The following is a 25,875-nucleotide window of genomic DNA, read 5'->3' on the forward strand; positions in this document are numbered from 1 at the left end:
TTACTTTCTGCTTGACTGTCTCTAGGTCTAGATGAGGACAGGCTTGCGTTACTTGACTCCTGTACATTTATCTTTGCCAAAGTTCTCTCTATTTAATACTCTACTACCTCTGACCACAACTTAGTATTAGCAGCTAAGGCTTTTTGTGGTTGCCCGATATTGCCGTAATTTAGACCAATTCCCAGGAGGGCTGTAGCTTCGGCTTCTTTATCTTTACTTTGCCGAGATTGAATCAAAGCTTGCTAAAAAGTTGCGATCGTTTTATTGGGTTGTTCTTGGTTTGTTTGCTCTAAACCTTGCTCAATTAGCTGCCGCGTGTTTTGAGGAATTTTTGGGTGTTGGAGCCGTTGCCGTGGAGCTACCAACCGCCGCTAAAACACTTTTTGTTAACTCTATTGCCGCTAAAATCTCGGACTCAGTTTTTGTGTCTTTTAATCTTCTAGCCAGTACCAAAGCCTTTTGGAGCGTGTTAAGAGACTGTTGCAGTTGTCCAAGCTCAGTTTGTTTTACTGCCTGCTGGAGGAGCTTTTGCAATACCTCTCGATCATTAGACCTCTCTGTTTGCGCCTGCGCCGATTGCACTATAGGCAGCATAGGCACGTAAGTCAGAGAGAGGGCTACAGCGACCACTCCACTAATCAGTCTTTTCACTGGGTTGCTCCCTACTTTTGCAATTGCGCGATCGCACATTGATAACTATTAAACAATAAATGGTTCGATCTCGCTATTGCTCCATTTTCCTTGAAAACGCTCCGCTACAAAAGGTCTAATCACAAATTTAGGCGGTGTTCCATCTTGGACATCAATCCGCAAAAATGAGTAAGGGCGGCGCTTTTGGGAACCTTGACCGCTACGACCAATGTATAAAAGATTTCGTGCTATTACCTTACCGCCTTCGGTTTCTGTCAATTCCACACCTTCGCTGCGCTGACGGCGCAAGCTAAAACCGCTACCACCACACACAATCCAATTGATATGAGCATCCGCGTGTCCAGTGTCCCCCGTACGCAGATATTCCAAACAGTGAGCGTGACCGCTTAGAACTAAATCGACCAAAGGGCGATCGCCATTACGGGAACCAATTTCTCTCGCTACTTCATTGAGAACTTCACGAAAACGATCGCGAATTGCGAGAGTTTGTGCTTGATGCCACTTAGTTGCTTCCGTAACGTAAGGAGGATGGTGAAAATATACTACACGCCCCCGGACTTCGGGATTATGCCAAGACTCAACTAAGCTATTAGCCAACCAATCTAGTTGTTCAGTATCAACTACGGTGGTTTCATCGGCGGCTAATTGCTTATCAATATCGTTTCGCAATTCGTCTAGCTGTTCTATTTTGGTACGCAAATCGTCTAATTGCTCTGATTGTTCTTGATTTTCCCGACTAAGTACCGCAGAGTCTTCGATGTAAGACAACTTTTCTTGCTCTAGGAGATCGCGGCTTTGCTCTAATTCGCGGCGCTTCTCTAGTCCGGCTCGATCTTTAGATAAAGGTAAAGGTGAATTAAAAGTATTAGAATCGAGGGCAAAAAAGTCAATGCCGCCACTATGAAAGCTGTAATAACGATTAGGCAAACGAGTAAAGCTACCAGGTTCGTAATAAAGACAACGCCCGGTGTTAGTGTTGGCGGTGTAATGGCGATCGAGATGACGAATTAGCTCATTTTCGTCCTCAAAGTCTTTAAGATAGTCCATAAAAGCTTGAGCATAGGCTTTGCCTTGATGGGAACCGTGCCAGCCGATATCGATCTCTAATTTTGATTGCAACAAGCGACGCAGAGGTAAAGTAGTCTGTGCCATTAGCCCGTAGATAAAGGGCAGATCGTAGTAGTCATGATTGCCGAGTACCGGAAGAAAAGGCAAATTGAACACCATTTTGTCGTAAGCAATCCGCTTGGGGTGTTCGCCGCCAACAATAAATTCCCGATAAGGCTTAATAAAGTTTTTGTAATAGTATTCGCTAGAACCAACTAGATATATGACATCTCCGGTATGCAGAATAAAACGGCTAGAATCTTTATGATTTAGCATTTGTTGGGCGACTTGTCTTTGGGGGTTGTGACCGCCTTGAGGACCTGCACCACTATCTCCCACCACCAAAAACGAGAAGTTTGGATCGTCGGAAGTGCGATCGCCCAAAACTAATTTAGTTTGGTCAATACTCCGCTCAGCAATTACTTTTTCTTGCCATCGCACTCGTTGTTTCATCTTGCGAATTTTGACAGAGATAGGCGGATCGGAAACAAATTTCATATTTACTACTTTCTATATTTTTTTATTGCTGTACCTTTGCGCGATCGAGCCTTAGTTAAGTAAAACATTCACAACTCTAGGCTCCCCATAGACAAGACCCTTTTGCAGGGGGTTTGAGCGGCATCTTTATAGGAGGAATCCTTCTCCCGAAAAATGCCTTGGGAGGCAACTCGTCCACGCCAGCTATGGGGAAGACAAAGTAATCCCCATACTGGCTCCCCGATGGGGGATCTGCCCCCAAACCTCCCAAGCTCTGGTTTTTCTTACAGAAGTCTCAACTGCAAGTTACAAACTTGTGCGCTGTTTTTACATCCTCCCAAAGCAGAAAGTCAGATAAATAAAACATAAATGCTAGTAATAATTAGAACTACAGTTGTAACCTGAGCCACTTGAGCCTGGGGAGAATGAGCGAGGACTTCTCGAACCGATATAGAAACTGATGCCCCAATTCCATAACTCAAACTCAGCACCAAATAAGCCCAATGGGGAACAAAGCCCCAAACAACCAGTAAAACCATCGCCAAAAGTAACATCAATAGTTCAATAAAGGCAGCAGGGTTATACTGGCTTGACCAAATCAAGGCATTTAGCCAAAAACGACAAATTCTCATCAGCAGTTGTTAACGAGCGTTTGTTTTCGTTTGACCAATGCCGTTTGTTTGCCCTGCATCGGTTAATTCCAGACCAAATACGCGGTTAAAGGATTTTTCTACCTTATAGCCCGAATCAATCGACTCTAAGGGGTCTTTCCGCAGGCGGTGGCGCAAGCACAAAGTCATCACCCGGCGAATATCATCGATAGTAACTTCGGTACGTCCTTCGTAGGCAGCCAAAGCTTTAGCCGCGCGGTTAGTCACAATATCGCCGCGCAAACCATCAACGTCAAGCTCCGAACAAACTTGAGAGATTTTTACCCGCAAGTCGTAGTCGAGATTTACCGAAGGTAAAAGCTTTTGAGCGCTAACAATTTGTTGCTGTAAACTTACTTGCTGAGACTCGTAAGTTACTAAAAAGTCTTGGGGTTGCTGGTCAAACTCTGTGCGTTGTTCGACAATTTGCACGCGCAAAGCAGGTTCTTTGACAGTACGGATTTCAGCGTGCATCCCAAAGCGATCGAGCAGTTGGGGGCGCAATTCGCCTTCTTCAGGATTGCCCGAACCAACCAACACAAAACGGGCGGGGTGACGAATAGATATCCCTTCCCGTTCAACCGTGTTCCAGCCGCTTGCAGCCGAGTCTAATAGCACGTCTACTAAGTGATCGTCTAGCAAGTTGACTTCATCAACGTAAAGAATACCGCGATTAGCTTTAGCGAGTAAACCCGGTTCAAAGGCTTTGACTCCTTCCGACAAAGCTTTTTCGATGTCAATAGTGCCGCAAACTCGGTCTTCGGTAGCACCTAAAGGCAAATCTACCATCGGTACTTTTTTCTGGGCTACAGGAAGCTCAGCTTGTTGCTCCAACTGCTGGCGGATAGCATCGCTCATCAAGTCGGGGTCGGTGGGGTCGCTGTTAAAGGGATCGTCAGCAACTACAGTAATTTCTGGTAGCAAATCGGCAAGCGCCCGGATAGTAGTAGATTTACCCGTACCGCGATCGCCCATAATCATCACGCCGCCAATTTTGGGATCGATAACGTTTAATAATAATGCTAGTTTCATTTCTTCTTGACCCACGATCGCCGTAAAAGGAAATACGACACGACGGGCTAGGGGGGTTGGACTCACTTGCGCTTACCTAGAAAAATTTGTCAGGATACCGCTTATAATTTTGCCACACAGATTAGAAACAATCTTTCATTGTTTGACTTGGCGCTAAAGTTAAAAATTGATATTTGGTTACATGGTAGGAAGCGATCACTGCGGTAGGCTAGATCGTGTAATTAAATTTTCTATAAATTCGTTGTTATATGTCTGCCACTGTTTCTAGTCCTCCCCGCACAATTCGTATTGGTTCGCGCTCTAGTCAGTTAGCTTTGGTGCAAACCCATTGGGTGCAAGCAGAACTGCAAAAAGCTTATCCCGATCGCACTTTTGAAGTCCACACAATGGCAACTCAAGGTGACAAAATTTTAGACGTAGCTTTAGCAAAAATTGGCGACAAGGGCTTATTTACCAAAGAGCTTGAAGTCGGGATGTTGCAGCAAGAAATAGATTTTGCCGTGCATTCATTAAAAGATTTACCCACAAATTTACCTAGTGGTTTAGTTTTGGGTGTCGTCACCGAACGTGAAAATCCTGCCGATGCGGTAGTATTTCATGAAAAATATCGCGACTTCCAAATCGATGCTTTACCTTCTGGGGCGGTAGTTGGGACTTCTTCATTGCGCCGACTAGCTCAATTGCGTCACCATTACCCCCATTTAACGTTTAAAGATATTCGGGGAAACTTGATTACTAGACTTGCAAAGCTCGACTCTGGCGAATTTGATGCGATCATTTTGGCGGTGGCGGGGCTGGAAAGATTGGGAATGGGCGATCGCATTCATCAAATACTAACTCCAGAAATTTCCCTTCATGCAGTAGGACAAGGTGCTTTAGGCATTGAGTGTCGCAGCGATGACGGGGAAGTACTAGCTTTACTTAAAGCCATCGAACACGCACCCACGCGCGATCGCACTTTAGCAGAACGAGCTTTTTTACGAGAATTGGAAGGCGGCTGTCAAGTCCCCATTGGCGTTAATTCGGTAATAGATGGTGAAAATTTAACCTTAACTGGAATAGTTGCCAGCGTTGACGGTCAACAAGTGGTTAAAGATACCGTAACAGGTAAAGTTGCAGAGCCAGAAAAGGTCGGAGTTGAATTAGCCCAGCTTTTGCGACAGCAAGGCGCTAAGGAAATTTTGGACACAATATTTGAAGCGATCCAACGCGGCTAAGGTAATTAAGAGCAAAGAAAAGATCCCCCAACCCCCTTAAAAAGGGGGCTAATAAGTTTTCCCCCTTTTTAAGGGGAGGCAAAAAGCGGATGAGCTTCCGCTTCCCGCTTTATTGCCGTGGGCTAGGGGGGATCAAACCAGTCGGCATTTGCTTCGTAAGCCCTAAAGAGGTTAAAATTTTAAACTCTTATTTTCTCTTTTTCCGATTTCAGCCCGAACTCTAATATGATGACGATACTAATTTACAGAAAACGCCAAAATCACAATGCGAATTCTATTTGTTGCAGCCGAAGCAGCGCCCGTAGCTAAAGTCGGCGGGATGGGAGATGTTGTTGGTGCTTTACCAAAAGTTCTTAGAGCAATGGGGCATGATGTGCGAATATTCATGCCTTATTATGGTTTTTTGCCCGATAAAATGCAGATTCCCCCAGAACCTGTTTGGTATGGTTCGGCAATGTTTCAGTCTTTTGCGGTTCACGAAGCAGTATTGCCGGGTACAGATGTACCTTTGTACTTATTTTCTCATCCAACCTTCGCGCCGCGTCGGATTTATTCTGGAGATGATGAAGATTGGCGGTTTACACTATTTGCCAATGGAGCGGCGGAATTTTGCTGGAATTATTGGAAACCAGACATTATCCATTGTCACGATTGGCATACAGGCATGATTCCGGTGTGGATGAATCAATCCCCCGATATTATGACGGTGTTTACAATTCATAATCTCGCCTATCAAGGACCTTGGCGCTGGTATTTGGAAAAAATTACCTGGTGTCCTTGGTATATGCAAGGACATAATACAATGGCGGCGGCGGTACAGTTTGCCGATCGCGTCAATACCGTTTCGCCCACTTACGCCGAGCAAATTAAAACTCCAGCCTATGGCGAAACTCTAGAAGGGTTAATGTCTTTCATTAGCGGCAAATTGTCGGGAATAGTTAATGGTATTGATACAGAAATGTACAATCCAGAAGATGATAAGTACATCACCCAAACTTTCAACGCCGAGACTTTAGAGAAACGTCCAGCAAATAAAATTGCCTTGCAAGAAGAAGTAGGTTTAGAAATCAATTCCAAGGCTTTTTTAGTTGGGATGGTGACCAGAGTAGTTGAGCAAAAAGGAATTGATTTAGTATTACAAACTTTAGACAGGTTTCTAGCTTATACGAATGCTCAGTTTGTATTGCTAGGAACAGGCGATCGCTACTACGAAACTCAATTATGGCAACTTGCTTCGCGCTATCCCGGACGGATGGCTACATATTTACTTTATAGCGATGCGATCGCGCGGCGGATTTACGCTGGTAGCGATGCTTTCTTGATGCCTAGTCGGTTTGAGCCTTGCGGTATTAGTCAGATGTTAGCTTTGCGTTACGGATGCGTCCCCATTGTTCGGCGGACTGGGGGACTTGTGGATACAGTTTCTCATCATGTTCCGAGCAACCATACAGGTACGGGTTACTGTTTCGATCGCTACGAACCTTTAGACCTTTACACTTGTATGGTAAGGGCTTGGGAGGGCTTTCAGTATAAGGAAAACTGGAAAGCATTGCAGCAGCGCGGCATGAGTCAAAATTTTAGTTGGGAACAATCAGCTAAAGAGTACGAGAATCTATATAAGTCAATGTACGGATTGCCATTAGAAACAGAAACGGCACAACCTCAGTTGGTTATTAAGTAGCTCCTTTGGTGAGGAGTTAGACCTCTTATGGCTTTAGTCCTATTACAAAGACTAAAGCCAATTTTCAGGATTGAATTACATTGCATAGTTTAAATTCCGTGACTTTTGCCAATTACCCAATGACGGCGGAAAAAGCACGATAAAGCTGTTTCTTCTAAGGATAGATAAATTGGGCGACCGTGGGGACAAGTCCGGGGGTTACGAGTCCTTTGCCATTGGTCTAAAAGAGTCTGCATTTGCTCTAAACTTAACGGCGTACCGTTACGAATTGCACTGCGACAAGCAACAGCAACTTGAGCCGTTTGTAAATCTCCACCCAAACTAAGCTCTAAAAGTGCCTCAGCACAGTCTTCTCGCTCTTTCAAAAGTGCTGGTGCATTACGAACTGCCCATACATTCTCACCAAAAGGCTCTATTTCTAAACCAATCCGTTCTAATTGCAAAGTCTGTGCTGTTGATAAATTGTTGAGAATAGCTGGAGTTTCTAGGTTTACCAACTTCCAGTTCGTCAGCAGTTGGTCGTACAAAACCCGCTCGTGCGCGATGTGTTGTTCTACCAACCACAAGCCACCGGGATGCTCTACCACAATATAAGTATTATGGACTTGAGAAATTGCTTTTAAATTAAAACTCGCCTCTATTTGTGGTGCTGGCTTGACTCCATAAGTACCTTGAGCTTCCGCCGCTTTAATTACTTTCCCAATCCGTGCATTATGCACTTGTTCGCACAGACTATCGCTATTGAGGCGCAAAACTTGCTCGATGGCTTGGCTAACTTGTTCTTGCCAATGACTGAGATTATTTAAGTAAATTTCTGTTTTCGCTGGGTGGCGATTCCAATTAACTTGATTGGGACTGATTTTCAGGTGCAAAAAACATACCGGATAGCGATCGCGTGGTAAAGTCTTGGCAGTTGTCGCTAAAATAATTTGCTCTATTTCCGGTAACTTCACCATCCGCCCATTTACAGCAACTTTTACCCAATCTGGGCGATGGCGATGGCATCTATCGGGTAAACCTAATACCAGTTGCAAATGCCCTATTTCTGATCCCAGTTGCGGTAATTCAACTTTTAATTGCTGTAAGTCTCCTACGCGCAACTGACGGACAATTTGCGGCAATAATTGTTGAGTAGTTACCCCAGAACTAAGCGTAAACCACTGGCGGTCATCTAGCCAAACAACCCAAGTTACTTGAGGATGGCATAAAGCAATTTGTCCAATAGTGGTTTGAATTGCCTTCATTTGTTGCGCCAATGTCGGCAATCCCTCCCGGCGCTCCCACCACGTACCAAATAAATTGTCTACCGTAACTACTGTACCTGGTGCGATCGCTACCGTTTCTATTTCTATAGGTTCTCCTTGGGGACAATAGCTAACGCGCCAAGCTTCATCGCTTTGCCAACGGCTGAGAACTTCTAACTGAGCTAGTTGCGCCAAACTATGCAAAGCTTCCCCCCGAAAGCCCAAACTGTTAATTTGCCACAAGTCTTCGCAATTGCGAATTTTGCTAGTGCTATGAGCGGTGGCGGCTTGTTTTAAGTCGTCAAGCTTCATACCGCAACCATTATCAGAGACGCGCACCCGCCACTGCTGCGCCCATACAGAGATTACAATCCGCGTTGCTCCTGCATCTATAGCATTTTCGGCAAGTTCGCGTACTACCGCCGCCAAGGAATCAATTACTTCTCCGGCGGCGATTAGATGTACAACTTCTGTCGGTAAAGTTTGAATACCAGAGGTCATTTGAGGCTAAGTCAACGTGTTCTATCACTCTATCCATAAAGGTAGAAGACACACCGATTTGGTATGTCTCTGCACATGATTGAGCGATACTCTTTTTTTATTGTAATGTTTACCTTAAAGCTCTGAAGCGGAAGGACGGCTAAAAATTGGAGACAAGAAAGCAACCAAAACCCCAATTAAAAATCCAGATATATTCCGCACCAATGGCAACCATTCGGCAGTACGGGTAATTACTGGCGCAATTCCAAAAGCGAGAAATAAAATTCCCCATAGTGGCGAGAAAATTAACGCCCATTGCCAAGAAAAAACCTGTCCTTTGCGGCGCGATTGACCTGCAAATCCACAAATTATCCCCCCAAGTACCGAAGTAATCAATGTCAAAATCCACTGCTCTCGCGGCAATCCTGGCACAACCCGGCAACCGCCTTGACGTAAACAACCTTCAATAGAGCCAAGGGCTTGAATAATTGCTTGATCTTCCCCTTCTTCCCGCACAAAGTATAAGTTGCCAAAGCGTGTCTGCAATTCTATCCAAAAAGTACGAGGCAAAAGGTCGTAAACTGCATCGCCAATACTGAAATTAAGAATATTTCCGCCTCTTGAATCGGCTACGAGCAAGATACTTTTTTCATCCAAACCCCAAAAACCTTTTACAGCAGTGCCAGGAGTGCGATCGTATTGAGTCAAAACCCGCAACTTCCAACCTGTTTCTGTCTGAAATTGGTCTAATTCTTGAGCTAACTTTTCTTCCTGGACGCTAGTTAGAGATTTGGCTAAGTCAATAATTGGGGTTGGTGTTGCTGGGAGTAAATCGGGATTATTAAACGCTAATGCCGTAGGTGTAACGTTAGTCCATAATGCCCCTGCTAAAAAGATTGCACAAAAATATACGAAAATTCGTTGCCAAGAAAAACGCTGCATGAGCAATTCTATTAAGTATTTTTAATTTGAACGATTTGTAAATACTTTTCAGCGTTGAAAAGACGCTAAAACTAATATTTCTTTACATTTGTTTACTTTACTCTAATATAGGTATCCTTGGCAAAGTAGAGGCAGCAAAAATCAAAAAAGCCGAGTTAGAGAGCAATTAGCGTAATTTTTTCACGGGTTCTAGGCGCATCAACACCATAATCAAGGCTACGCCCACCAACGCCCCGCCAATATGAGCGACATGATCTACCCCGTCGGACATCCCCGTTTGGCGAAATTCAAATAAGATCCGTTCGATTACAAATTGACCGAGAATGAGAACTTCCAATACTCTGCGCCAGTGCCAGCTTAATTTGATTAAAACACTTACGACAAATAAGCCAAAGACTGCTCCTGATGCTCCCAAGGAATAGCCAGCACTACTTCCGTGGAATACAAAGCTCATGACACTTGCACCCAAGCCACAGATTAAATAAGAACTGACAACGCCAATAACCCCTTCTTCTTCTTCGACTAATTTGCCAAAGATGTAAAGAAAAAATAAATTTCCTGAAAGGTGCGCCCAGTTGGCATGACAAAACATCGCTGTAAAAAATTGATACCAAGCGGGAGAGGAAAAGTTTAAGTATAAATTGCGAATAAAATCAAGATTTAATAAATGGTCGGCAATAAAAATTACTAAATTAATAATAATGAGGGCAAAAACACCGTTGTAGTTATGTTTTAGCTTAGTTTTACCAGGCTGACGATCGTCTAATAGCATAGGGCCAATTTTCCTTCAAGTTACAAGTAAAAGCACAGATTATCGGCAACTACTCATCTTCTGGATCGTTCAGAATTGGGGTTGGGGGACGGGCATTATCAGTTGTTTCTATATCGTCACCGCGATCGCCAGCTTGAAAATCGTCTAGTTCACTTTCTAAGCTCGATTCTTGGGGATATTCAAAGCGATCGCTACTTGTTAATAATTCTCTTTGACTAGGGGAAAGGCGACTAGGGCGGCGATTAAAAGTTTTCCAAGCTGTCGTTACCCCCGCAAACACGCTCCGGGTACTTACTTCAACTTTTTGCGCTTGCTTTTTAGCCCCGTCAATACTGCGATCGACTTGTTTAACTACTTGACTTGCACTTTTTACGCCATCGCTGACATCATCGGTTAATTCGCTAATTTCTAAGCCTGTAAGCCTGATAGCTTCTAGAGTCGGTGGCAAATCGCGCCTCAAAGTATCAAACAACTTTTCGGCACTACGAGCCGCCCGCGCCACTTCTTGTAACGCCGGAATTGCCGTCACCAAAACCGCCGTAAGACTGACAGCAACTAATAAAATGGACAATCCAAGCCAAAATATTGGGTCAATCACAGTGTTTTGGGTAATTACAGGCGATCTAGCATAGATGGTTCGGAAGTAACTTCATTGCGGTTCAATACTTGGCTTTCTTTTTGGCTGGCTTCTACGCCCGCAGCAATCGCATCGCGCAGCCGCTCTAAAGTTCCATCCCAATTACGCAACGCAGATTCAGAAAGACGATCGGCTTGGATTTGTACGCTCGTTGACAAATCTTCTGCTAATTCTGGCAACGCATCGGCGGATTTTTTTAAAAATTGACGAGTTTCTTTGCCTGTACGCGGAGCCATCAGTAAGCCTGTTAGGGTTCCGACTGCCGCACCTAGCAATACGCCGCCAATAAATGTTCCCGAACGGTTGTTAGACATTATTTCGCTCTCTCCTTACACCCATTTTAGGCTGATTTTTTCTAGTGATGTGCGATCGCGCGTTAGCATTCAGTCATTAGGATACTGTAGAGTCGCAGTTTGCACGCACTATTTTCTAAATCTTGGGGTTTGTCGTCCTAGGCGAGAATTTAAAAAAGTGGTATTTGGAAAGGAAAAACGCTGCCATGCTTGTTGTCCAACACTTAAAAGGGACAGAACTTGTCTTACCCGTTGAATTTGGATTTGCAATGGCTCGTTTCTTTGTTTTAGCTGATAAATACCCATTTGCCCTTTATAAATGGCATTAGGTGTTCCAGATAATGCTGCCCCGGCGCTACGATTTATAGCGATTAAAGTATTATTTATGCGCTGGAGCTTTTTCCTCAACAGCCATATTCGCCTAGCTATATATAGCAGTATCGACGCAATTAAAAGATTAATGACGATGATAGTTACAACCATAATTTGAATCCCAAAGCATTGTTTAGATTAGAACGTTTCATAGCTCTAATCTCAAACTAATTTCTATAGATAAGTTTCCCTAGAGCGCAAGGTCAGGACTTCTACGCCATCATTGGTTACAGCTACTGTATGCTCAAACTGCGCTGATAATTTGCGATCCCGTGTAAGAGCCGTCCATTTGTCGCTTTGTACCTCCGATTCCCAAGTTCCTTCGTTAATCATCGGCTCGATAGTAAATACCATCCCTGCTCTCAACTTTTTGCCTTTTCCTCTAGTGCCATAATGAGGAACTTGAGGCGCAGTATGAAAAATATTACTAATACCGTGTCCGACAAATTCGCGCACCACAGAAAAGCCCATTGCTTCGGCGTACTCTTGAATTGCTGCGCCAATATCGCCAATTCGTGCGTCTGGCTTTACTTCCGCAATTCCCCGCCGCAGACATTCTTTCGTTACTTCCACAAGCTTTTTTGCTGTCGGTGAAGGCGTACCCACAAAAAATGTTTTCGAGGTATCGCCATAATAACCATCTAAAATTGGGGTCACATCTATATTAATAATGTCGCCATCAGCGAGGATGTGTTTAGCATTCGGGATGCCGTGACAAATAACCTCATTTACGCTGGTACATATAGACTTAGGAAAGCCGTGATAGCCAAGAGGCGCGCTTTTAGCGTTATGGGCTTGCGTCCACTTTTCGGCTGCGTCATTTAGTTGTAGAGTGCTGACCCCTGGCTTTACCATTGGCTCTAAATAGTCCAAGAGTTCTGCCGCTAGTTGTCCCGCGCGGCGCATTTTTTCGATTTCTCGATGAGATAAAAGAACGATTGTTTCGCTACCCATGCAATTATTTTCCTGTATTCCTAAGTAAATGCTAACTTTAGTGCGTTGGTCTAGATACGAAAATTTTATCGAATTGGATAAGATGTACAATGATAGGTTTGAAACGAAAAAATAATTACAGGCTGTATGGCTAAAAAGAACATGATCGAGCGCGAGAAAAAGCGCACCAGAACGGTAGAAAAGTATGCTGAAAAGCGACAAGCATTAATAGAACAGTTTGAGAATGCTACCAATCAACGGGAAAAGCTAACTATCCACAGACAAATTCAGCAGTTGCCGCGCGATAGTTCTCGCACCCGCCAGCGCAACCGTTGCTGGGTTACAGGTCGTTCTAGAGGTGTGTACAGCGATTTTGGGCTATCTCGTAACGTTTTCCGCGAATGGGCGCACCAAGGCTTACTACCAGGGGTAGTCAAGTCTAGCTGGTAATTTTAAACCCCCTTTCTGCAAGAGAGCGAAAAGTTTGCGCGTCCGGGTTTCCCTTCGACACGGCTCAGAAGACACCCGGCGCAAAACTTTTCAAGAGAGAGGAGTTTTATTTAAGTTCTATTGTCCGCAACAGCGATCGATACCCAGACTATCTAAAAGCAGATCGCTAACCGCATTGGCGATCGCAAATTCTCCATAAAAGCTTTTAGAAAAGTCAAAGGCTTGCATCTCCGTAACGATCGCAATGACAAGACTTCCCAAATCGTTTTCCCCTTCCATTCTTTGCCTAACAAAAATCTGCGCCGCCCTTCGCGCGATTTGCTCGTTGACTGGCTCTGGTAAAAATTCTTCATTTAGCCACCCCTCTAAGGAGTTTCGCAGCCATTCACCCTCTTGTACAGGGTCTTGAGGTAGTGGAAGCGTAATTGCTTGGATTGGTTCAGCCATAGTAAGAAGTCGCCAGAAATATATGAGATTTTGGCTTTTAATACATTATCGTGCCAACAGTCTATATTTTTGGCTCGGAAGTTATAACAATTTGTATTTTGCTGTAGTAAATTCCAATCAGCCTTGTATTTATCATAGAGCGACTGTTCATTGAGGTTGTATTTTGGGAAGTCTAATAAATAGACCCTTTATGCAGCACTATTAATTTTCATGAAAATTCCCAGTCTACAGGAAGCACAAATCAGATTCTTTAATAATATTTACAAAGATTGTGTGACAAAAGCAAAGCTTCAAGTTCCCTATGACAGTTTAGATAACGGGACAAAAGTTCTAATGACTGAAGCAGAGTGCATTAGATATATTGCCCTTTACGGGGGGCATCACTTTTACAAACTCTATGCAGCATATGCGTCAACAAAATTTGAAAATATCAAAGATAGAAACATAGAGATTATTGATTGGGGATGTGGTCAAGCTTTAGCAAGTTGCGTTCTGATTGACTACCTGATTGAGAACAATATCGATGTCAATGTTTTATCTATTACCCTTATAGAACCATCTATGATTTCATTACAGCAGGGTAGCAGCCTTATTCGACAAATGTTTCAAAACGATGCTTCAGTTGCCTCTATGGTAAAACCAATTGATAAGTAACTAGACAACTTAACTTGTACAGACTTAGTTTCGGAAATTGATAGCATCAAAATTCACCTATTCTCTAACATAATAGACGTAGAAGGATTTGATCTGACACAACTCTATCAAATGATTGTTGGCTCTTTTCGTGGACTTAATCGCTTCATTTGTACAAGTCCAGAAAACGTGCGGCAAAAAAGATTGGGAAAATTTTTCAATCTTTTTATACAGAATCACTCTCAGCAAATTACTGTAGCATCTACTTCAGATGAAGAAATTTATGGGGAAGTTTTTTATGTCAAACACGCCCAGTATGAGAGGCGTAGAATAGGTAGATGTGAAAATCAATTCACTGTTAACTTGACTTAGAGCTAAGGAAACAATTTTTATGATAAGTAAACCTGTTGTAAGTTTTGTTCAAGGAAACTTATTTTCTGACTTTGGTTTTATCACTGATACGACCAATAAGCTAATAGGTGATGTTTTATCAATGCCAGAGGCAGAGGTTACTTTCTACCAAAACTTCTTTGGCTTACAAGAAAGTGATGAAATATTCAAGATTTTGTATGACGAGATTAACTGGCGGCAAGACACAATGAAGCTTTACGGCAAAGATATAGCTTTGCCGCGAAAGACTGCTTGGTACGGCGATCAAGATAAATCGTACAAGTTTTCAGGTATTCGCCTTAATCCTGAACCTTGGACACCAACCTTGCTGCAAGTGAAAGAGCGAATTGAAGATGCTGCCGGAGTCAAGTTTAATAGTGTTCTGCTCAATCTTTATCGGCATGGAAATGATGGAATCTCCTGGCACTCTGACAAAGAGCCAGAATTAGGTAAAAATCCTACAATCGGCTCTGTTAGTTTTGGTGAAACAAGAAGATTTATGTTCCGGCACAGGAAAGATAAAGATTTAAAAACCGAAATTGAGTTAACACATGGCAGTTTTCTTCTCATGGCTGGTGAAACTCAGCACTTCTGGCAGCACCAAATTCCAAAAACCTCAAAACACGTACAACCAAGAATAAACTTAACTTTCAGGATAATTATAAACTAATACGTTGTGCAACTATGAAGCAAAAAATAGTCAAGCAGGAATTACCCATGTTGAACGATAAATGAAATATGAGAATTTTAGCAATCACTGAAAGTTATGCTTAAGGTTACTTTTTGATGGCGGAACAAGATGCTCGCGTCTAGTGGGTTCGAGGTGCAAAGTCTTTATTTCCACAGATGCGTTCGCACTTCGTTAAGAAAAAGCAAGAAGTGCGAACGCGCTCATACTTAATCTTAACCAGTAACCTACGCTCAAAGTAAGATTGGATTTCAAAGGAGGCTTTGCGCCAATGCCAGAGCAGATAGAAGAACGCTTATCCCATTTAGAAACTGAAGTTGCACGGCTTAAACACAAAATAGAAAAGGACTCGTCCTCAAAACCTTGGTGGGAACAAATCGCTGGGACTTTTGCTGACGAATCAGTTTATGATGAAGCGATGCAGTTGGGGCGGGAGTATCGTGAATCTCTCCGCATCAGTCCTGGACAGTCATCTGACGAAACGTAGATGTATATTCTCGATACGGATCATCTCAGCGTTTTGGAGCGTGGAGGAGTTAAAGCCCAACATCTGCTGCAAAGGCTGGCAAGTGTCGATCGAACTCTTTTGAAATTAATTTTATTAGGTGGAACGGCGTGGGTTTTTTGGCGCAAAAAAGCACCTACTATTATAGAACAAGAGAACTTAGAATTTTCAATTGTACTTTGTTTGGCTTTGTTAATTAGCCCAATTTCTTGGACGCATTATTATCTATTTCGGTTGTTGCCTTTTTCTCTTTATATTGCTAATAAGTTGGCAGTACCACGGGGAAAAGTTTGGGATAGTCTAATAATTAGTAGTATTCTTTTGACATCCTTGCCTGTAATTACGGCTAATATTTCAAATCCACTATTTAAAGCTTTGTATTCTAAATTATTGATATCACATTACTTTTTTGGTGGAGTTTTGTTAATAGGAATATTACTAGCTGCGCGATCGCGTACAAAAAAAGCCTCCCAGATCTTGCAAGCTAATTTTAAAGGGACGGTAGTTCGTTTATAAGTCAGTTACGCTACGATTTGACTATATTTTAAATTTTTCAATAGTTGATAGTGCTAAAACTTGTTCAATTGTTTTAGATGTGCGACTTAATAAATGGAATATGATGTTTTAGCCATTATTGAGGGCTATGCTCAAGGTTACTTTCTGATGGCGGAGGAAGGAGAAAGTTTGCAGTGGTATTCTAGCTGCGATCGCACTTTGATTCCTTTAGATGCTCGATTTCGCTACCCCAAGTCATTGCAGCGCGTTTTAAACTCCGATCGCTTTACGGTTGCTATCAATCGTGATTTTAAGGCTGTAGTAACTGGCTGTGCTAACCGCGAAACTACTTGGATTTCTCAGGAATTGCAAGACATATACTTAGCGCTTTATCAAACTGGCTGGGCTTATAGCTTTGAAACTTGGGTTGGTGACGAATTAGCTGGGGGAATTTTGGGTATTGCGATTGGGGGTATATTTATCGGCGAATCAATGTTTTACCGCATTCCCGATGGTTCAAAAGTTGCCATGGTGAAATTAGTCGAGAGATTGCGATCGCATTGCTTTGCCCTGTTTGATGCCCAAATGATGAATCCACACTTGGAACGGTTTGGGGCTTATCAAATTGCAGATTTAGAGTACCAAGTATTGCTTAAATCAGCCTTGCAGCGCCGATGTTCGCTGATATAGCTTTAAGTTGGCAAACGTTTTACTGCTGCTTTTTTGCCCAGAATGACAATTATAAACACAACAATTGCCGTGCCAATAGCAAGGGGAGAAATTGCTTCACCCAATAACATCGCTGAGGCGGCAATTGTCAAAAATGGCTGCAATAGTTGAACTTGTCCTACCCGCGCCACACCGCCAATTGCCAAGCCTTTGTACCAAGCAAAAAACGCCAAAAACTGACTAAATACACACACGTAGCCAAAGCCCAACCACGCTGTAGGAGATGCCACTAAACCATACTGCCAGATGGCGGCAATAACAGGCAAAAGCATCATTGGTACAGCGACTATTAGCCCCCAACTAATTACTTGCCATCCCCCCATTACTTGCGCTAACCGCGCCCCCTCCGCGTAGCCAAAAGCTGCTGCAATCATTGCTCCGAGTAATGCTAAATCCCCTAATTGCAGGTGTCCCGCCCCAGAGTAGACAGCAAAACCAACTACCGTTGCGCTGCCCAAAATACTCGCCAGCCAAAACCCCACGGAAGGGCGATCGCCTGTACGGAGAGTTCCAGCGATCGCGGTTACTAAGGGACCAATCCCTAAAACAATTGCTCCGTGGGAAGCGGGCAAGTTTAGCATTGCCCAAGCTGATAAAATTGGAAACCCAATTACTACACCCAAAGCAACGATTATCAGGCTTTTTATTTGCTTGCGAGTCGGGCGCTTTTGATGCGTAATTCCCAATAATATCGCTGCCAGTATCGCCGCCACCATAGATCGTCCCAGCCCAACTACAACTGGATCTAAATCTGCTACCGCCGCCCGTGTGGCGGGTAAAGTTAAGCTAAAGCAAAGTACGCCCAAAAAACCGTAGATTAAGCCAATTGTTTCCGAGTCAAGGGCAGAAAAAGGCGATCGCCGCAAAACTAAACTCCTGTAGTAATTTTGTACTAACTAAATAAACATTTCGTCCCAGGCTCCTTTATCCTAGTAGGAGGAAATGTATTTAAACCAATGTCTTACGAGCCGCTACATCATAAATATCGCCCACAGACTTTCGCCGATTTGGTCGGACAAGAAGCGATCGCGACTACGCTTACTAATGCCATCCGCAAAAGCCAAATTGCCCCAGCTTACTTGTTTACAGGCTCAAGAGGGACGGGTAAAACTTCTAGCGCCCGGATTTTATCTAAATCTCTTAATTGTCTGAGTAGCCCTGTTCCTACAGAAAAGCCTTGTGGCAAGTGCGATGCTTGTCAAGGAATTACCAAAGGCATTGCTTTAGATGTGATTGAAATTGACGCTGCTAGTAATACAGGTGTAGACAATATTCGGGAAATTATCGAACGCGCCCAATTTTCCCCCGTACAGTGTCGCTACAAAGTTTATGCGATCGATGAATGTCATATGTTATCGGGGGCGGCGTTCAACTGCTTGCTAAAAACTTTAGAAGAACCACCAAAAAGCGTGGTATTTGTTTTAGCAACTACCGATCCAGAGCGAGTTTTACCAACAATTATTTCTCGCTGTCAAAGGTTTGATTTTCGCCGCATTCCGCTTCAGGCAATGGTCAATCATTTGCACTACATTGCGACAGAAGAAAGTATCAGTATTAATGCCGATGCTTTGCAAGTGGTAGCTCAGCTTGCTCAAGGCGGCTTGCGGGATGCGGAAAGCTTGCTCGATCAGTTGAGCTTATTATCAGGAGAAATTACCATCGAGAGAGTGTGGGATTTAGCTGGCTCAGTAAGCGAAAAAGATTGCTTGGAATTATTAAATGCGATCGCCCTTAGCCATCCCGATACTATTTTGGAAAGCGCCCGAAAAATTATGGACAGGGGGCGAGAACCCTTGATAGTTCTGCAAAATCTCGCTGGGTTCTACCGAGACTTACTAATTGCTAAAACTGCTCCTAGTCGCAGCGATCTAGTTGCTCTTACCCCCGCAACTTGGGACGCACTACGGGTAATAGCGAATAATTTGGAAATTGCCACTATTGTTAATGGACAACAGCACCTAGCAAAAAGCGAAGTCCAAGTCAAACACTCTACTCAGCCGCGTTTGTGGTTAGAAGTAACATTACTGGGATTATTGTCTACCAATACTGCTCAAAAATCTGCCGTCGCAACTCCTCCAGAAATTGTTAGTAAACCGCTTCAAGAACTCAAACCAAATCCAGTTATTGAGCAAATGTCTACCCCTGCAACTTTGACACCCACAATTGAGCAAATATCGACCCCTGCAACTCCGATTGCACCCCCAGAAATCCACTCTCCAACTCCAAGCGCCGAACCTGAACCTTCCACAACACCTGTAGCAACCGAAAATATCGATTTGTGGCAACAAGTAGTCAAGCAGATTCAACCGCTTTCCGCCCAAGCGCTAGTAAGTCAACATTGCCGCTTGCTATCTTTTGATGGGAGTTTGGCGCGAGTAGGAATTACCTCTCAACAATTGCTCAAGTTGGCACAAAATAAAGTACCGAGTATTGAATCTGCTTTTCAAAACTTAGTCCCGCAAAAAGTAAAAGTAGTTTTAGAAGTTAGTAGCAGCGAGACTAAAGTACCGCCAAAAGAACAATCGCGATCGCCTAGTTTTTCAAATCCACCGCCATCTAAGCCAGAAGCCGCCACCCCGTTACCAATAGCAAAATCACCACCGCCTACTATCTCCGCAAACTTCAACCCAGTGGAAACGCCAGAAGCTAGGGAGAGCGGTTTCCCTAGCTTTTCAAAAGAGGAGGATGATTCATCTATCCCTAAAGGTTTTCAAGCAGAAATAACTGCGCCCAGTACAGAAACAGCCGTTGAAATAGTTGATGATAAATTAGAACTTGCTTCTCAGCGTTTGGCGGAAGCTTTTAAAGGTGAAACGGTAAATTTTAATTTAGACGCACCTTTTAGCAATACTCCAAAACCTCCTATCTCAGTGGCACAGATTTCTACTGCTGCGATTGACTGGGATGAGGAGGAAACGGATGATGACGCAGATTTTTAACCTTCTTGGTTGCCTTCATGTACAGTTTTCACCCACTTCAGCCGCTTTTGTCTAACCGACATTCGTGCCGTAGTGCCAACCATAACAACTAACCAGTGGAGCATATAAATCGTACCCCGGAGAGTTTGCAGCATAATACTAAAAAATGCTGCCGCACTCAACGGTTCCTCTTTGCGCTCCCGCTTCAAACCCATAAACATGGATACCACTGACAAACTCAGCGTTAACCCTGTCAAGGGAGCCATCACGGGCGCTCGATTGCGGACCATTGCCATCATCAAGTCTGGGATAGCGGCGATCGGTAAAATGTGCTGAATGAGCAAAAACATCGCTAGATCGAAAGTTTTTACCTTTCCCAGCCGATTGCTAAAAATTGCTCGCCAATAATCTAAATAGCGCTGGGATTGACCTTCAGCCCAGCGATTGCGCTGATGCCATAAAGAAACTGCCGTAGTTACGCCTTCTTCCATCACTGGGGGAAAGCTCAAAAACTCAATATCCCACTGGTCTATATGCAAGCGTAAAGCTAAGTCCAAGTCATCGGTAATTGTCTCCTCATTCCAGCCTCCGCAGCGCAGCAAAGCCGTTCGTCGCACAAATTGACCGTTTCCCCGCAAATCGCCTATGCCGCCTTTAGCAATTCGCTGTTGCTGCATATAGCTATCTAGTGCCATTTCTGCGCTTTGCCCTTTCGTCCAGAAATTAGTGCCAACATTAGCGATCGCTTTTCTTACTTGCACCGCTCCTACTGCTTGTCTGTCAAATAATGGCAATACTTGCCGCAACAAATCAGGCGATACTTGAGCATCGGCATCAAATACCCCTAAAAATTCCCCTTTTGTCAATGGCAATACGTCATTTAAAGCGCCAGATTTACCACCAGTGGTTTCTTGGCGGCGCAATACTTTTAGCTGCGGATATTTTTGTGCCAGTTTTGCTAACAAAACTGGTGTTTTGTCCGTACTATGATCGTCAACTACCCAAATTTCGTATTTATCTACGGGGTAACTGATACTGCATAACATTTTCACCAAATTGCTAATTACCGCTTCTTCATTTTTGGCGGCAACTAGCAACGAAACGGTAGGACAATTTGCCAAATCGCCTGATAATGGTGCTGGTGCTATGCGGGGGCGAGTAAATACAAGTCCCAAAGCATGAATTCCAAAAATTGTTGTCATGCCTAAGACAAACCACGTACCCCATGAAACTACGTTTAGGGCGATCGTGCCGCCCCAAACTACTGTCAAAACTACCGCCGCTTTGCGTCTGCGTCCTTGGTAGCTAGTTAGAGATGTTGCTGACATCTCTAACACATCAACACTTTGATCTGATTCTTCTGGTTCAGAGAACTCAGACAACAACGAATTAAGTGCGTCAAGCTCGTTGTAGGAATCGTTTTCGGGCCAGGAATTCGCTGGCATAAGTTACCGTATTTAGCCACCAGTATTTGTCTACGCCCATATTGAAGCTAGGGATCAAATAACACCATACCGTACAGCCTTCACAGACTGATAGCTTCCCTTGAGAAGCGCGATACTTTTCCACTTCTTCCGATTCGCGATAAAGCTCGTATAGCTTACCGTTAATGGGTACGCCAGATTGGGCGAAGTGGTAACAGGGTAGGAGCAGTTGGTCGTCGGGAGAAATTGCAATTACCGCATCTACCGCTTTACAACGGGGATTTTTGGTATCATTGCCTCCAGCTTCAATAAAAGCCAATGCTGCTTTATTGTACCCGACATTTTTATACTTCTTTCCACTAGCTTGAATTGCCGCTACCATGTCGGGAGTCGGATTTTTTTGGCAATTGTAGTTGTCATAGGCGGTAAAAGCTGGGTTTAGCCATACTCGCACCCCTAAGCGTTGTCCCAATTCGCCAATTTCGTTAATCCGCTCATAGTTTTGCGCCGTGACGGTATGGTTGAGTACGGGGTATTCACCTAAAGATTGGGCGATTTTTACCGATTCGACTAAATTGTCAAAAATTCTTACTCCCCGCGATTTGTCGTGAGTTTCAGCATCCGCGCCATCTAAGGAAAAATTCAAAAAGTCTACTAAACCTTGAACTTCTTTCGCTTTTTTGGGGTACAAAATTGTATTTGTCGTCATGCTGGTCATAAAACCTAGGCGCTTCGCCTCTTGGTATATTTGACCAACATCGGCGCGTAACAATGGTTCGCCACCAGTAAAATCGATGTAATTTACACCTAGCTTGCGTAAATCAACTAAATTGCGTGCAATTGTCTCATAATCCGCTTCCTTTGGCGGTTCTAATGCCCAAATGTTACAAAAGTGACAGCGAGCATTACAGCGATAGGTCAAGTAGTAGTTGGCAACCAGTGGAGCCATAGAATTTGCTCACCAGAAATTTCTTAAGTCATCTTCAGCCCATAATAAACCGTGAGTCAATCATTTTGACTCTAACTAAAGAAACTTGCCGCCTAAATTAGTAAATTTCTATGTAATTAATAGGTCAATTTTGGGAATATTATGGTCAGCAGCCTTTTGTCAACTGCCTGTTAGCCATCAATTTACATAAAATTAAGGAATATTTAATTATGTCGATCGCCCAACTACAGCCAGCTAATCCCCAAGATGTCCGCGTGTATATGCCTTATTTTCAGGGAAATAAGCGCAATATTCTGCCCTTAGCCATCAGCTTATATAAAAAAGGAGTGCTAGAAGGACAGCGCAAAATTGAGGCTGGAGACAGTATTCCTTTTGTTGCTACTTGGAACGTTTCGATTTTACCTGCCGATTTAATTCGGTGTCGGATGCAGTTTGACGGTAACGCCGAGCTAAGTTACGAAATTATGATGGCAAGTTCAGTATTAGTAGATTTTTTAATTGATGTAGTAGTCAGTTTTCAACTAGCACAGACTACCGACTTTCCCAAAGGGTTTTATCGCAAACTCTTGCGTAAGGAAGATTAAACTTTAAATTTAGCTAAAAATTAGCTTTGCATTCGCGATATTCTTATCACCCCCGAACGCCCAAGTTGGACTTAGAATAAACAAAAAGTTGTAGGTAAGTATTGAATCTAGGAGACTCCTGGATATACTGCCTCTGATGAAATAAGGAGTAGAACGTGCCAACATCTGCTAAACATTTACTAATTGGGTCAACAGAGGCTTATAGTGGTAAGTCTGCTACGATCCTAGGTCTAGCTCATCAATTGCAAAAAAAAGGGCTAGATATTGCCTATGGCAAGCCTGTAGGTAGTAGTTTTGAAGACCAAGGACAGGTAGGGGAAGCAGATGTTGAATTTATCAAGCAAGTACTCGATTTGCCAGCAAATCGATTATTACCAACCCTGCTAAACTTGAACGCCGCTACTGCAAAAAAACGTCTAAGCGGTGATGACAAGACTAATTATCAACAAGAAGCAAGGCAATACTTACAAAAAACTGGCAGCGATTTAGTTTTGCTTGAAGGTGCGGGTAATTTAGCTGAGGGAGTTTTATTCGATCTCAGTTTGCCGCAAGTTGCTCAAGCTGTTGATGCCGCCGTATTATTGGTAGTACGCTACAACTCGGTTTTATCGATGGAGGCTTTGTTATCGGCAAAGCAAAGTTTGGGGAAATCCTTAATTGGCGTTTTGCTCAACGACATTCCCAGCGATGAATTAGAATTTGCCAATACCCAAATGCGTCCGTTTTTAGAGCAGCAAAATATCCCCGTACTCGGAATGCTGCCCAAAAATGACTTGCTGCGGAGTGTCAGCGTTGCCGAACTTGTCAACCAGTTGCAAGCAGAGGTGCTTTGTCGGCGCGATCGCACAAACTTGATGGTAGAAAGCCTAGCTATTGGCGCAATGAATGTAAATTCTGCCTTAAAATACTTCCGCAAGCGGCGCAACATGGCGGTAGTGACTGGAGGCGATCGCGTAGAAATTCAACTAGCAGCCTTAGAAAGTTCTACTCAATGCCTAATTCTCACCGGACAATTGCCACCCCCCGATTTTATTCTCAATAAAGCGGAAGAATTAGAAATTCCCATATTATCTGTCGATCTCGATACCCTCTCCACGGTAGAAATTGTCGATCGCGCTTTTGGACAAGTGCGGCTGCACGAGCCAGTTAAGGTAGAGTGTATTCGCCAATTGATGCAGGATCATTTTGATATTGACCGTTTATTGTCTGTATTAGGACTCAAGGCGGCGGTAGCTTTGCCTTAAAGCAGGGCGATCGCATTCATTAGCGGCTCGGTCTGCTAAAATAACGAGGTTGTTTTACAGCAATCGCGCCAACTTGAGTCAGTCCATAGACCTACCCAAAATCGATACCTTAGCGCAAGAACTAGCGACAATCCAGCAAACAGGCTCTAAACGGATTGCCTTGCTAGGTTCGCGCCATGTCCCCCTTACTCATCAGCACTTAATTGAGATGATGAGCTACGCTTTAGTTTTGTCAGGAAATCGGTTGCTAACTTCTGGTGCAACCGGAACTAATTCGGCGGCAATTCGCGGCGCAATGCGTGCCGATCCTAACTTGCTAACGGTAATTTTGCCGCAAAGTTTGGAGCGTCAACCCCAAGAATCTCGCCAGCAACTAGAGCAAGTTATGCACTTAGTTGAAAATCCTGGTAACGATCGCCTATCTTTAGCTGAAGCAAGTTCGCTGTGCAATCAAGAAATTGTTTCTCGTTGTCAGCAACTAATTTGTTTTGCTTTCCATGACAGCCGCACTTTGTTACAAACTTGCCAAGAGGCAGAAGATCAAAGGAAAGTGGTCACTTTATTTTACTTTGATTAGCAAAAAATGATCTCAATATTAACCGCGCCTACAGTTTTTTTAGCGTGTATTGTGGCGGCAGCAGTCCTAATCTATATTCCCTATTTAGCGGTCGCTTACGGGCGATTTCAAGTAGGTTACGATATGGCTGCGCCGCGCGCACTGTTTGATAAGTTACCGCCCTATGCTCAACGGGCTAATTGGGCGCATCAAAACACCCTCGAAGCTTTCCCAATTTTCGCCGCCGCCGCGCTGATGGCTTACGTTACAGGTCAAAACTCCCAAGTAGCTACTACTGCTGCCATTACTTTTGTAGTGGCGCGGTTGCTATACTCAGGGTTTTATATTGCTAACATACCCCTAGGACGAAGTTTGATGTTTGCTATTGGTAGTCTTTGTTCGGGGACGCTGTTTGTTCTCAGCGTACTGCATGGCTGATAGCGACTAAGCTTGACTATTAGGTGTATTACTATTTACTTCTTGATTATGGCTTCTACTTATTCTTTCGATATTGTGAGCGACTTTGACCAACAAGAACTGGTCAATGCGATCGATCAAACCGTTCGAGAAATCAAAAGCCGCTACGACCTCAAAGACACTCAAACCACTGTAGAACTAGGCGGTGAAGCAATCAATATTAGTACCGATAGTGAATTTACTTTAGATGCCGTCCACTCCATCCTTCAGCAAAAAGCTGCTAAACGCAATCTTTCTCTAAAAATATTTGATTACGGCAAAGTAGAATCAGCAAGCGGCAATCGCGTGCGTCAAGAAGTTAAGCTAAAAAAAGGTATTAGTCAAGAAATAGCTAAGCAAATTAGTAAACTGATTCGCGATGAGTTTAAGAAAGTACAACCTTCAATTCAAGGCGATTCGGTAAGAGTTTCTAGTAAAGATAAAGACGATTTGCAAGTAGTAATTCAAAGGTTGAAGCAAGAAGAATTACCTGTAGCATTGCAGTTTACCAACTATCGCTAAAAATATATGTTTTAGTGCGATCGCCTTGGTGACAAATCGCACTATTGAAAAATTGTCCGCTCAATATCCGACGGTGGCTCCATCTCCGCGTGGATCGGCTCCCCCCGATTTAACATTAGTTTTAGGATCGATTAAAATTGCTCCTGCGTGTCCCATTGTATCGGTATAATCATCAACCATTTTAACGGGATGACCTCTTTTAACTAATTCTTCAGTTACAGCTTTTGTTACTCGTCCTTCGATCTGTGAAGTACCCCAACCTGCTTCACTGAGGTTGGGGCTTCCCAATCTCAACTCAATTCAGGGACGGTTTTATTCGTCCTCGGAGCTTCCCGTCTCAACAGCCGATGCCTCTACCATCCGGTGACGATTTTGGACTTACTCAGCCTCCACAGGC

Annotated in this window: 30 protein-coding genes and 1 pseudogene; 14 read left to right on the plus strand and 17 right to left on the minus strand. The window is 43.6% G+C overall.

Going from position 1 to position 25,875, the window contains the following annotated elements; translation table 11 throughout:
- Positions 1–92: 92 nt before the first annotated feature.
- The 5 genes from AC2VE5_RS16180 to bchI form a co-directional block, all read right to left on the minus strand.
- Positions 93–236: a hypothetical protein gene (locus AC2VE5_RS16180; protein ID WP_486888755.1), complete on the minus strand. Its 144-nt coding sequence runs from the start codon at positions 234–236 to the stop codon at positions 93–95.
- Between the two features lie 64 nt (positions 237–300).
- Positions 301–651, minus strand: coding sequence for a hypothetical protein (locus AC2VE5_RS16185; protein ID WP_486888756.1), 351 nt, complete (start codon positions 649–651; stop codon positions 301–303).
- Positions 652–699: 48 nt separating this feature from the next.
- Entirely contained in the window at positions 700–2,256 is a 1,557-nt protein-coding gene (locus AC2VE5_RS16190; protein ID WP_486888757.1) for a metallophosphoesterase family protein, read from the minus strand.
- 329 nt (positions 2,257–2,585) lie between these two features.
- Positions 2,586–2,867, minus strand: coding sequence for a hypothetical protein (locus AC2VE5_RS16195; protein ID WP_486888758.1), 282 nt, complete (start codon positions 2,865–2,867; stop codon positions 2,586–2,588).
- A gap of 9 nt (positions 2,868–2,876) precedes the next feature.
- Positions 2,877–3,983, minus strand: a complete 1,107-nt coding sequence (gene bchI / locus AC2VE5_RS16200; RefSeq protein WP_486888759.1) for a magnesium chelatase ATPase subunit I — start codon at positions 3,981–3,983, stop codon at positions 2,877–2,879.
- Positions 3,984–4,165: 182 nt separating this feature from the next.
- Here bchI and hemC point away from each other — a divergent pair, with 182 nt between their 5' ends.
- Both hemC and glgA read left to right on the plus strand, forming a co-directional pair.
- On the plus strand, positions 4,166–5,134 hold the full coding sequence (gene hemC / locus AC2VE5_RS16205) for a hydroxymethylbilane synthase (protein ID WP_486888760.1): 969 nt from the start codon (positions 4,166–4,168) through the stop codon (positions 5,132–5,134).
- Positions 5,135–5,399: 265 nt separating this feature from the next.
- Positions 5,400–6,815: a glycogen synthase GlgA gene (glgA, locus tag AC2VE5_RS16210; RefSeq protein WP_486888761.1), complete on the plus strand. Its 1,416-nt coding sequence runs from the start codon at positions 5,400–5,402 to the stop codon at positions 6,813–6,815.
- Positions 6,816–6,904: 89 nt separating this feature from the next.
- Here glgA and mutL read toward each other — a convergent pair whose 3' ends face one another.
- The 7 genes from mutL to map form a co-directional block, all read right to left on the minus strand.
- Complete coding sequence (gene mutL / locus AC2VE5_RS16215; protein ID WP_486888762.1) at positions 6,905–8,560, minus strand: DNA mismatch repair endonuclease MutL; 1,656 nt, start codon at positions 8,558–8,560, stop codon at positions 6,905–6,907.
- 114 nt (positions 8,561–8,674) lie between these two features.
- Positions 8,675–9,481 (minus strand): TPM domain-containing protein, encoded by an 807-nt coding sequence (locus tag AC2VE5_RS16220; RefSeq protein ID WP_486888764.1) that lies wholly within the window; start codon positions 9,479–9,481, stop codon positions 8,675–8,677.
- Positions 9,482–9,647: 166 nt separating this feature from the next.
- Complete coding sequence (locus AC2VE5_RS16225; RefSeq protein ID WP_486888765.1) at positions 9,648–10,253, minus strand: rhomboid family intramembrane serine protease; 606 nt, start codon at positions 10,251–10,253, stop codon at positions 9,648–9,650.
- A gap of 49 nt (positions 10,254–10,302) precedes the next feature.
- Positions 10,303–10,851: a DUF948 domain-containing protein gene (locus tag AC2VE5_RS16230; RefSeq protein ID WP_486888766.1), complete on the minus strand. Its 549-nt coding sequence runs from the start codon at positions 10,849–10,851 to the stop codon at positions 10,303–10,305.
- 14 nt (positions 10,852–10,865) lie between these two features.
- Entirely contained in the window at positions 10,866–11,204 is a 339-nt protein-coding gene (locus tag AC2VE5_RS16235) for a YtxH domain-containing protein (protein ID WP_486888767.1), read from the minus strand.
- A 108-nt stretch (positions 11,205–11,312) separates the two neighbouring features.
- Positions 11,313–11,666 (minus strand): hypothetical protein, encoded by a 354-nt coding sequence (locus AC2VE5_RS16240; RefSeq protein ID WP_486888768.1) that lies wholly within the window; start codon positions 11,664–11,666, stop codon positions 11,313–11,315.
- Positions 11,667–11,729: 63 nt separating this feature from the next.
- Positions 11,730–12,509: a type I methionyl aminopeptidase gene (gene map / locus AC2VE5_RS16245; protein ID WP_486888770.1), complete on the minus strand. Its 780-nt coding sequence runs from the start codon at positions 12,507–12,509 to the stop codon at positions 11,730–11,732.
- Positions 12,510–12,635: 126 nt separating this feature from the next.
- Between map and rpsN the strand changes: the two genes are divergently transcribed.
- The gene (rpsN, locus tag AC2VE5_RS16250; RefSeq protein ID WP_486888771.1) at positions 12,636–12,938 is read left to right on the plus strand and encodes a 30S ribosomal protein S14; all 303 of its coding nucleotides are present in this window, start codon (positions 12,636–12,638) and stop codon (positions 12,936–12,938) included.
- A 117-nt stretch (positions 12,939–13,055) separates the two neighbouring features.
- Here the strand turns inward: rpsN and AC2VE5_RS16255 are convergent, their stop codons facing one another.
- The gene (locus AC2VE5_RS16255) at positions 13,056–13,385 is read right to left on the minus strand and encodes a hypothetical protein (protein ID WP_486888772.1); all 330 of its coding nucleotides are present in this window, start codon (positions 13,383–13,385) and stop codon (positions 13,056–13,058) included.
- Between the two features lie 210 nt (positions 13,386–13,595).
- On the opposite strand from AC2VE5_RS16255, the gene AC2VE5_RS16260 reads away from it, so the two are divergent.
- The 5 genes from AC2VE5_RS16260 to aat all read left to right on the plus strand — a co-directional run bounded on the left by AC2VE5_RS16260 (position 13,596) and on the right by aat (position 16,786).
- Positions 13,596–14,039: a hypothetical protein gene (locus AC2VE5_RS16260; RefSeq protein WP_486888773.1), complete on the plus strand. Its 444-nt coding sequence runs from the start codon at positions 13,596–13,598 to the stop codon at positions 14,037–14,039.
- 370 nt (positions 14,040–14,409) lie between these two features.
- Positions 14,410–15,078 (plus strand): alpha-ketoglutarate-dependent dioxygenase AlkB family protein, encoded by a 669-nt coding sequence (locus tag AC2VE5_RS16265; protein ID WP_486888774.1) that lies wholly within the window; start codon positions 14,410–14,412, stop codon positions 15,076–15,078.
- 289 nt (positions 15,079–15,367) lie between these two features.
- The gene (locus AC2VE5_RS16270; protein WP_486888775.1) at positions 15,368–15,583 is read left to right on the plus strand and encodes a hypothetical protein; all 216 of its coding nucleotides are present in this window, start codon (positions 15,368–15,370) and stop codon (positions 15,581–15,583) included.
- Complete coding sequence (locus AC2VE5_RS16275) at positions 15,584–16,117, plus strand: hypothetical protein (protein ID WP_486888776.1); 534 nt, start codon at positions 15,584–15,586, stop codon at positions 16,115–16,117.
- Between the two features lie 93 nt (positions 16,118–16,210).
- Entirely contained in the window at positions 16,211–16,786 is a 576-nt protein-coding gene (aat, locus tag AC2VE5_RS16280; protein ID WP_486888777.1) for a leucyl/phenylalanyl-tRNA--protein transferase, read from the plus strand.
- Positions 16,787–16,788: 2 nt separating this feature from the next.
- Here the strand turns inward: aat and AC2VE5_RS16285 are convergent, their stop codons facing one another.
- The gene (locus tag AC2VE5_RS16285) at positions 16,789–17,691 is read right to left on the minus strand and encodes a DMT family transporter (protein ID WP_486888778.1); all 903 of its coding nucleotides are present in this window, start codon (positions 17,689–17,691) and stop codon (positions 16,789–16,791) included.
- A gap of 90 nt (positions 17,692–17,781) precedes the next feature.
- On the opposite strand from AC2VE5_RS16285, the gene AC2VE5_RS16290 reads away from it, so the two are divergent.
- Complete coding sequence (locus AC2VE5_RS16290; RefSeq protein ID WP_486888779.1) at positions 17,782–19,764, plus strand: DNA polymerase III subunit gamma/tau; 1,983 nt, start codon at positions 17,782–17,784, stop codon at positions 19,762–19,764.
- Here AC2VE5_RS16290 and AC2VE5_RS16295 read toward each other — a convergent pair.
- Both AC2VE5_RS16295 and AC2VE5_RS16300 read right to left on the minus strand, forming a co-directional pair.
- Entirely contained in the window at positions 19,761–21,188 is a 1,428-nt protein-coding gene (locus AC2VE5_RS16295) for a glycosyltransferase family 2 protein (protein WP_486888780.1), read from the minus strand. The two genes, AC2VE5_RS16290 and AC2VE5_RS16295, sit on opposite strands and share 4 nt — an antisense overlap.
- Complete coding sequence (locus tag AC2VE5_RS16300; protein WP_486888781.1) at positions 21,142–22,116, minus strand: radical SAM protein; 975 nt, start codon at positions 22,114–22,116, stop codon at positions 21,142–21,144. The genes AC2VE5_RS16295 and AC2VE5_RS16300 overlap by 47 nt, the downstream gene beginning before the upstream one ends.
- Before the next feature lie 209 nt (positions 22,117–22,325).
- On the opposite strand from AC2VE5_RS16300, the gene ebsA reads away from it, so the two are divergent.
- The 5 genes from ebsA (at position 22,326) to AC2VE5_RS16325 (ending at position 25,478) form a co-directional block, all read left to right on the plus strand.
- Positions 22,326–22,700, plus strand: coding sequence for a type IV pilus biogenesis protein EbsA (gene ebsA, locus AC2VE5_RS16305; protein WP_486888782.1), 375 nt, complete (start codon positions 22,326–22,328; stop codon positions 22,698–22,700).
- Positions 22,701–22,855: 155 nt separating this feature from the next.
- A complete protein-coding gene (locus AC2VE5_RS16310; protein ID WP_486888783.1) occupies positions 22,856–23,944 on the plus strand; it encodes a phosphotransacetylase family protein in 1,089 nt (362 codons plus the stop codon).
- 73 nt (positions 23,945–24,017) lie between these two features.
- Complete coding sequence (locus AC2VE5_RS16315) at positions 24,018–24,521, plus strand: DNA recombination-mediator protein A (protein ID WP_486888784.1); 504 nt, start codon at positions 24,018–24,020, stop codon at positions 24,519–24,521.
- A gap of 6 nt (positions 24,522–24,527) precedes the next feature.
- Positions 24,528–24,938, plus strand: a complete 411-nt coding sequence (locus AC2VE5_RS16320) for an MAPEG family protein (protein WP_486888785.1) — start codon at positions 24,528–24,530, stop codon at positions 24,936–24,938.
- Positions 24,939–24,986: 48 nt separating this feature from the next.
- Positions 24,987–25,478 carry a YajQ family cyclic di-GMP-binding protein gene (locus AC2VE5_RS16325; protein WP_486888786.1) on the plus strand — a complete coding sequence of 164 codons (492 nt, stop codon included), beginning with the start codon at positions 24,987–24,989 and terminating at the stop codon, positions 25,476–25,478.
- 60 nt (positions 25,479–25,538) lie between these two features.
- On the opposite strand, the pseudogene AC2VE5_RS16330 reads toward AC2VE5_RS16325, so the two are convergent.
- Positions 25,539–25,736: pseudogene (locus tag AC2VE5_RS16330) on the minus strand (gamma-glutamyltransferase); the annotation flags it as partial.
- Positions 25,737–25,875: the final 139 nt, after the last annotated feature.

The sequence above is a fragment of the Aliterella sp. E5.1 genome (assembly GCF_057473825.1).

Bases quoted from the DNA above. Each gene is read 5' to 3' on its own strand.
- AC2VE5_RS16190 (WP_486888757.1), bottom strand. From the start codon at position 2,256: ATGAAATTTGTTTCCGATCCGCCTATCTCTGTCAAAATTCGCAAGATG.
- AC2VE5_RS16195 (WP_486888758.1), bottom strand. From the start codon at position 2,867: ATGAGAATTTGTCGTTTTTGGCTAAATGCCTTGATTTGGTCAAGCCAG.
- hemC (WP_486888760.1), top strand. From the start codon at position 4,166: ATGTCTGCCACTGTTTCTAGTCCTCCCCGCACAATTCGTATTGGTTCG.
- glgA (WP_486888761.1), top strand. From the start codon at position 5,400: ATGCGAATTCTATTTGTTGCAGCCGAAGCAGCGCCCGTAGCTAAAGTC.
- mutL (WP_486888762.1), bottom strand. From the start codon at position 8,560: ATGACCTCTGGTATTCAAACTTTACCGACAGAAGTTGTACATCTAATC.
- AC2VE5_RS16220 (WP_486888764.1), bottom strand. From the start codon at position 9,481: ATGCAGCGTTTTTCTTGGCAACGAATTTTCGTATATTTTTGTGCAATC.
- AC2VE5_RS16225 (WP_486888765.1), bottom strand. From the start codon at position 10,253: ATGCTATTAGACGATCGTCAGCCTGGTAAAACTAAGCTAAAACATAAC.
- AC2VE5_RS16235 (WP_486888767.1), bottom strand. From the start codon at position 11,204: ATGTCTAACAACCGTTCGGGAACATTTATTGGCGGCGTATTGCTAGGT.
- AC2VE5_RS16240 (WP_486888768.1), bottom strand. From the start codon at position 11,666: ATGGTTGTAACTATCATCGTCATTAATCTTTTAATTGCGTCGATACTG.
- map (WP_486888770.1), bottom strand. From the start codon at position 12,509: ATGGGTAGCGAAACAATCGTTCTTTTATCTCATCGAGAAATCGAAAAA.
- rpsN (WP_486888771.1), top strand. From the start codon at position 12,636: ATGGCTAAAAAGAACATGATCGAGCGCGAGAAAAAGCGCACCAGAACG.
- AC2VE5_RS16255 (WP_486888772.1), bottom strand. From the start codon at position 13,385: ATGGCTGAACCAATCCAAGCAATTACGCTTCCACTACCTCAAGACCCT.
- AC2VE5_RS16260 (WP_486888773.1), top strand. From the start codon at position 13,596: ATGAAAATTCCCAGTCTACAGGAAGCACAAATCAGATTCTTTAATAAT.
- AC2VE5_RS16265 (WP_486888774.1), top strand. From the start codon at position 14,410: ATGATAAGTAAACCTGTTGTAAGTTTTGTTCAAGGAAACTTATTTTCT.
- AC2VE5_RS16270 (WP_486888775.1), top strand. From the start codon at position 15,368: ATGCCAGAGCAGATAGAAGAACGCTTATCCCATTTAGAAACTGAAGTT.
- AC2VE5_RS16275 (WP_486888776.1), top strand. From the start codon at position 15,584: ATGTATATTCTCGATACGGATCATCTCAGCGTTTTGGAGCGTGGAGGA.
- aat (WP_486888777.1), top strand. From the start codon at position 16,211: ATGGAATATGATGTTTTAGCCATTATTGAGGGCTATGCTCAAGGTTAC.
- AC2VE5_RS16290 (WP_486888779.1), top strand. From the start codon at position 17,782: ATGTCTTACGAGCCGCTACATCATAAATATCGCCCACAGACTTTCGCC.
- AC2VE5_RS16295 (WP_486888780.1), bottom strand. From the start codon at position 21,188: ATGCCAGCGAATTCCTGGCCCGAAAACGATTCCTACAACGAGCTTGAC.
- AC2VE5_RS16300 (WP_486888781.1), bottom strand. From the start codon at position 22,116: ATGGCTCCACTGGTTGCCAACTACTACTTGACCTATCGCTGTAATGCT.
- ebsA (WP_486888782.1), top strand. From the start codon at position 22,326: ATGTCGATCGCCCAACTACAGCCAGCTAATCCCCAAGATGTCCGCGTG.
- AC2VE5_RS16320 (WP_486888785.1), top strand. From the start codon at position 24,528: ATGATCTCAATATTAACCGCGCCTACAGTTTTTTTAGCGTGTATTGTG.
- AC2VE5_RS16325 (WP_486888786.1), top strand. From the start codon at position 24,987: ATGGCTTCTACTTATTCTTTCGATATTGTGAGCGACTTTGACCAACAA.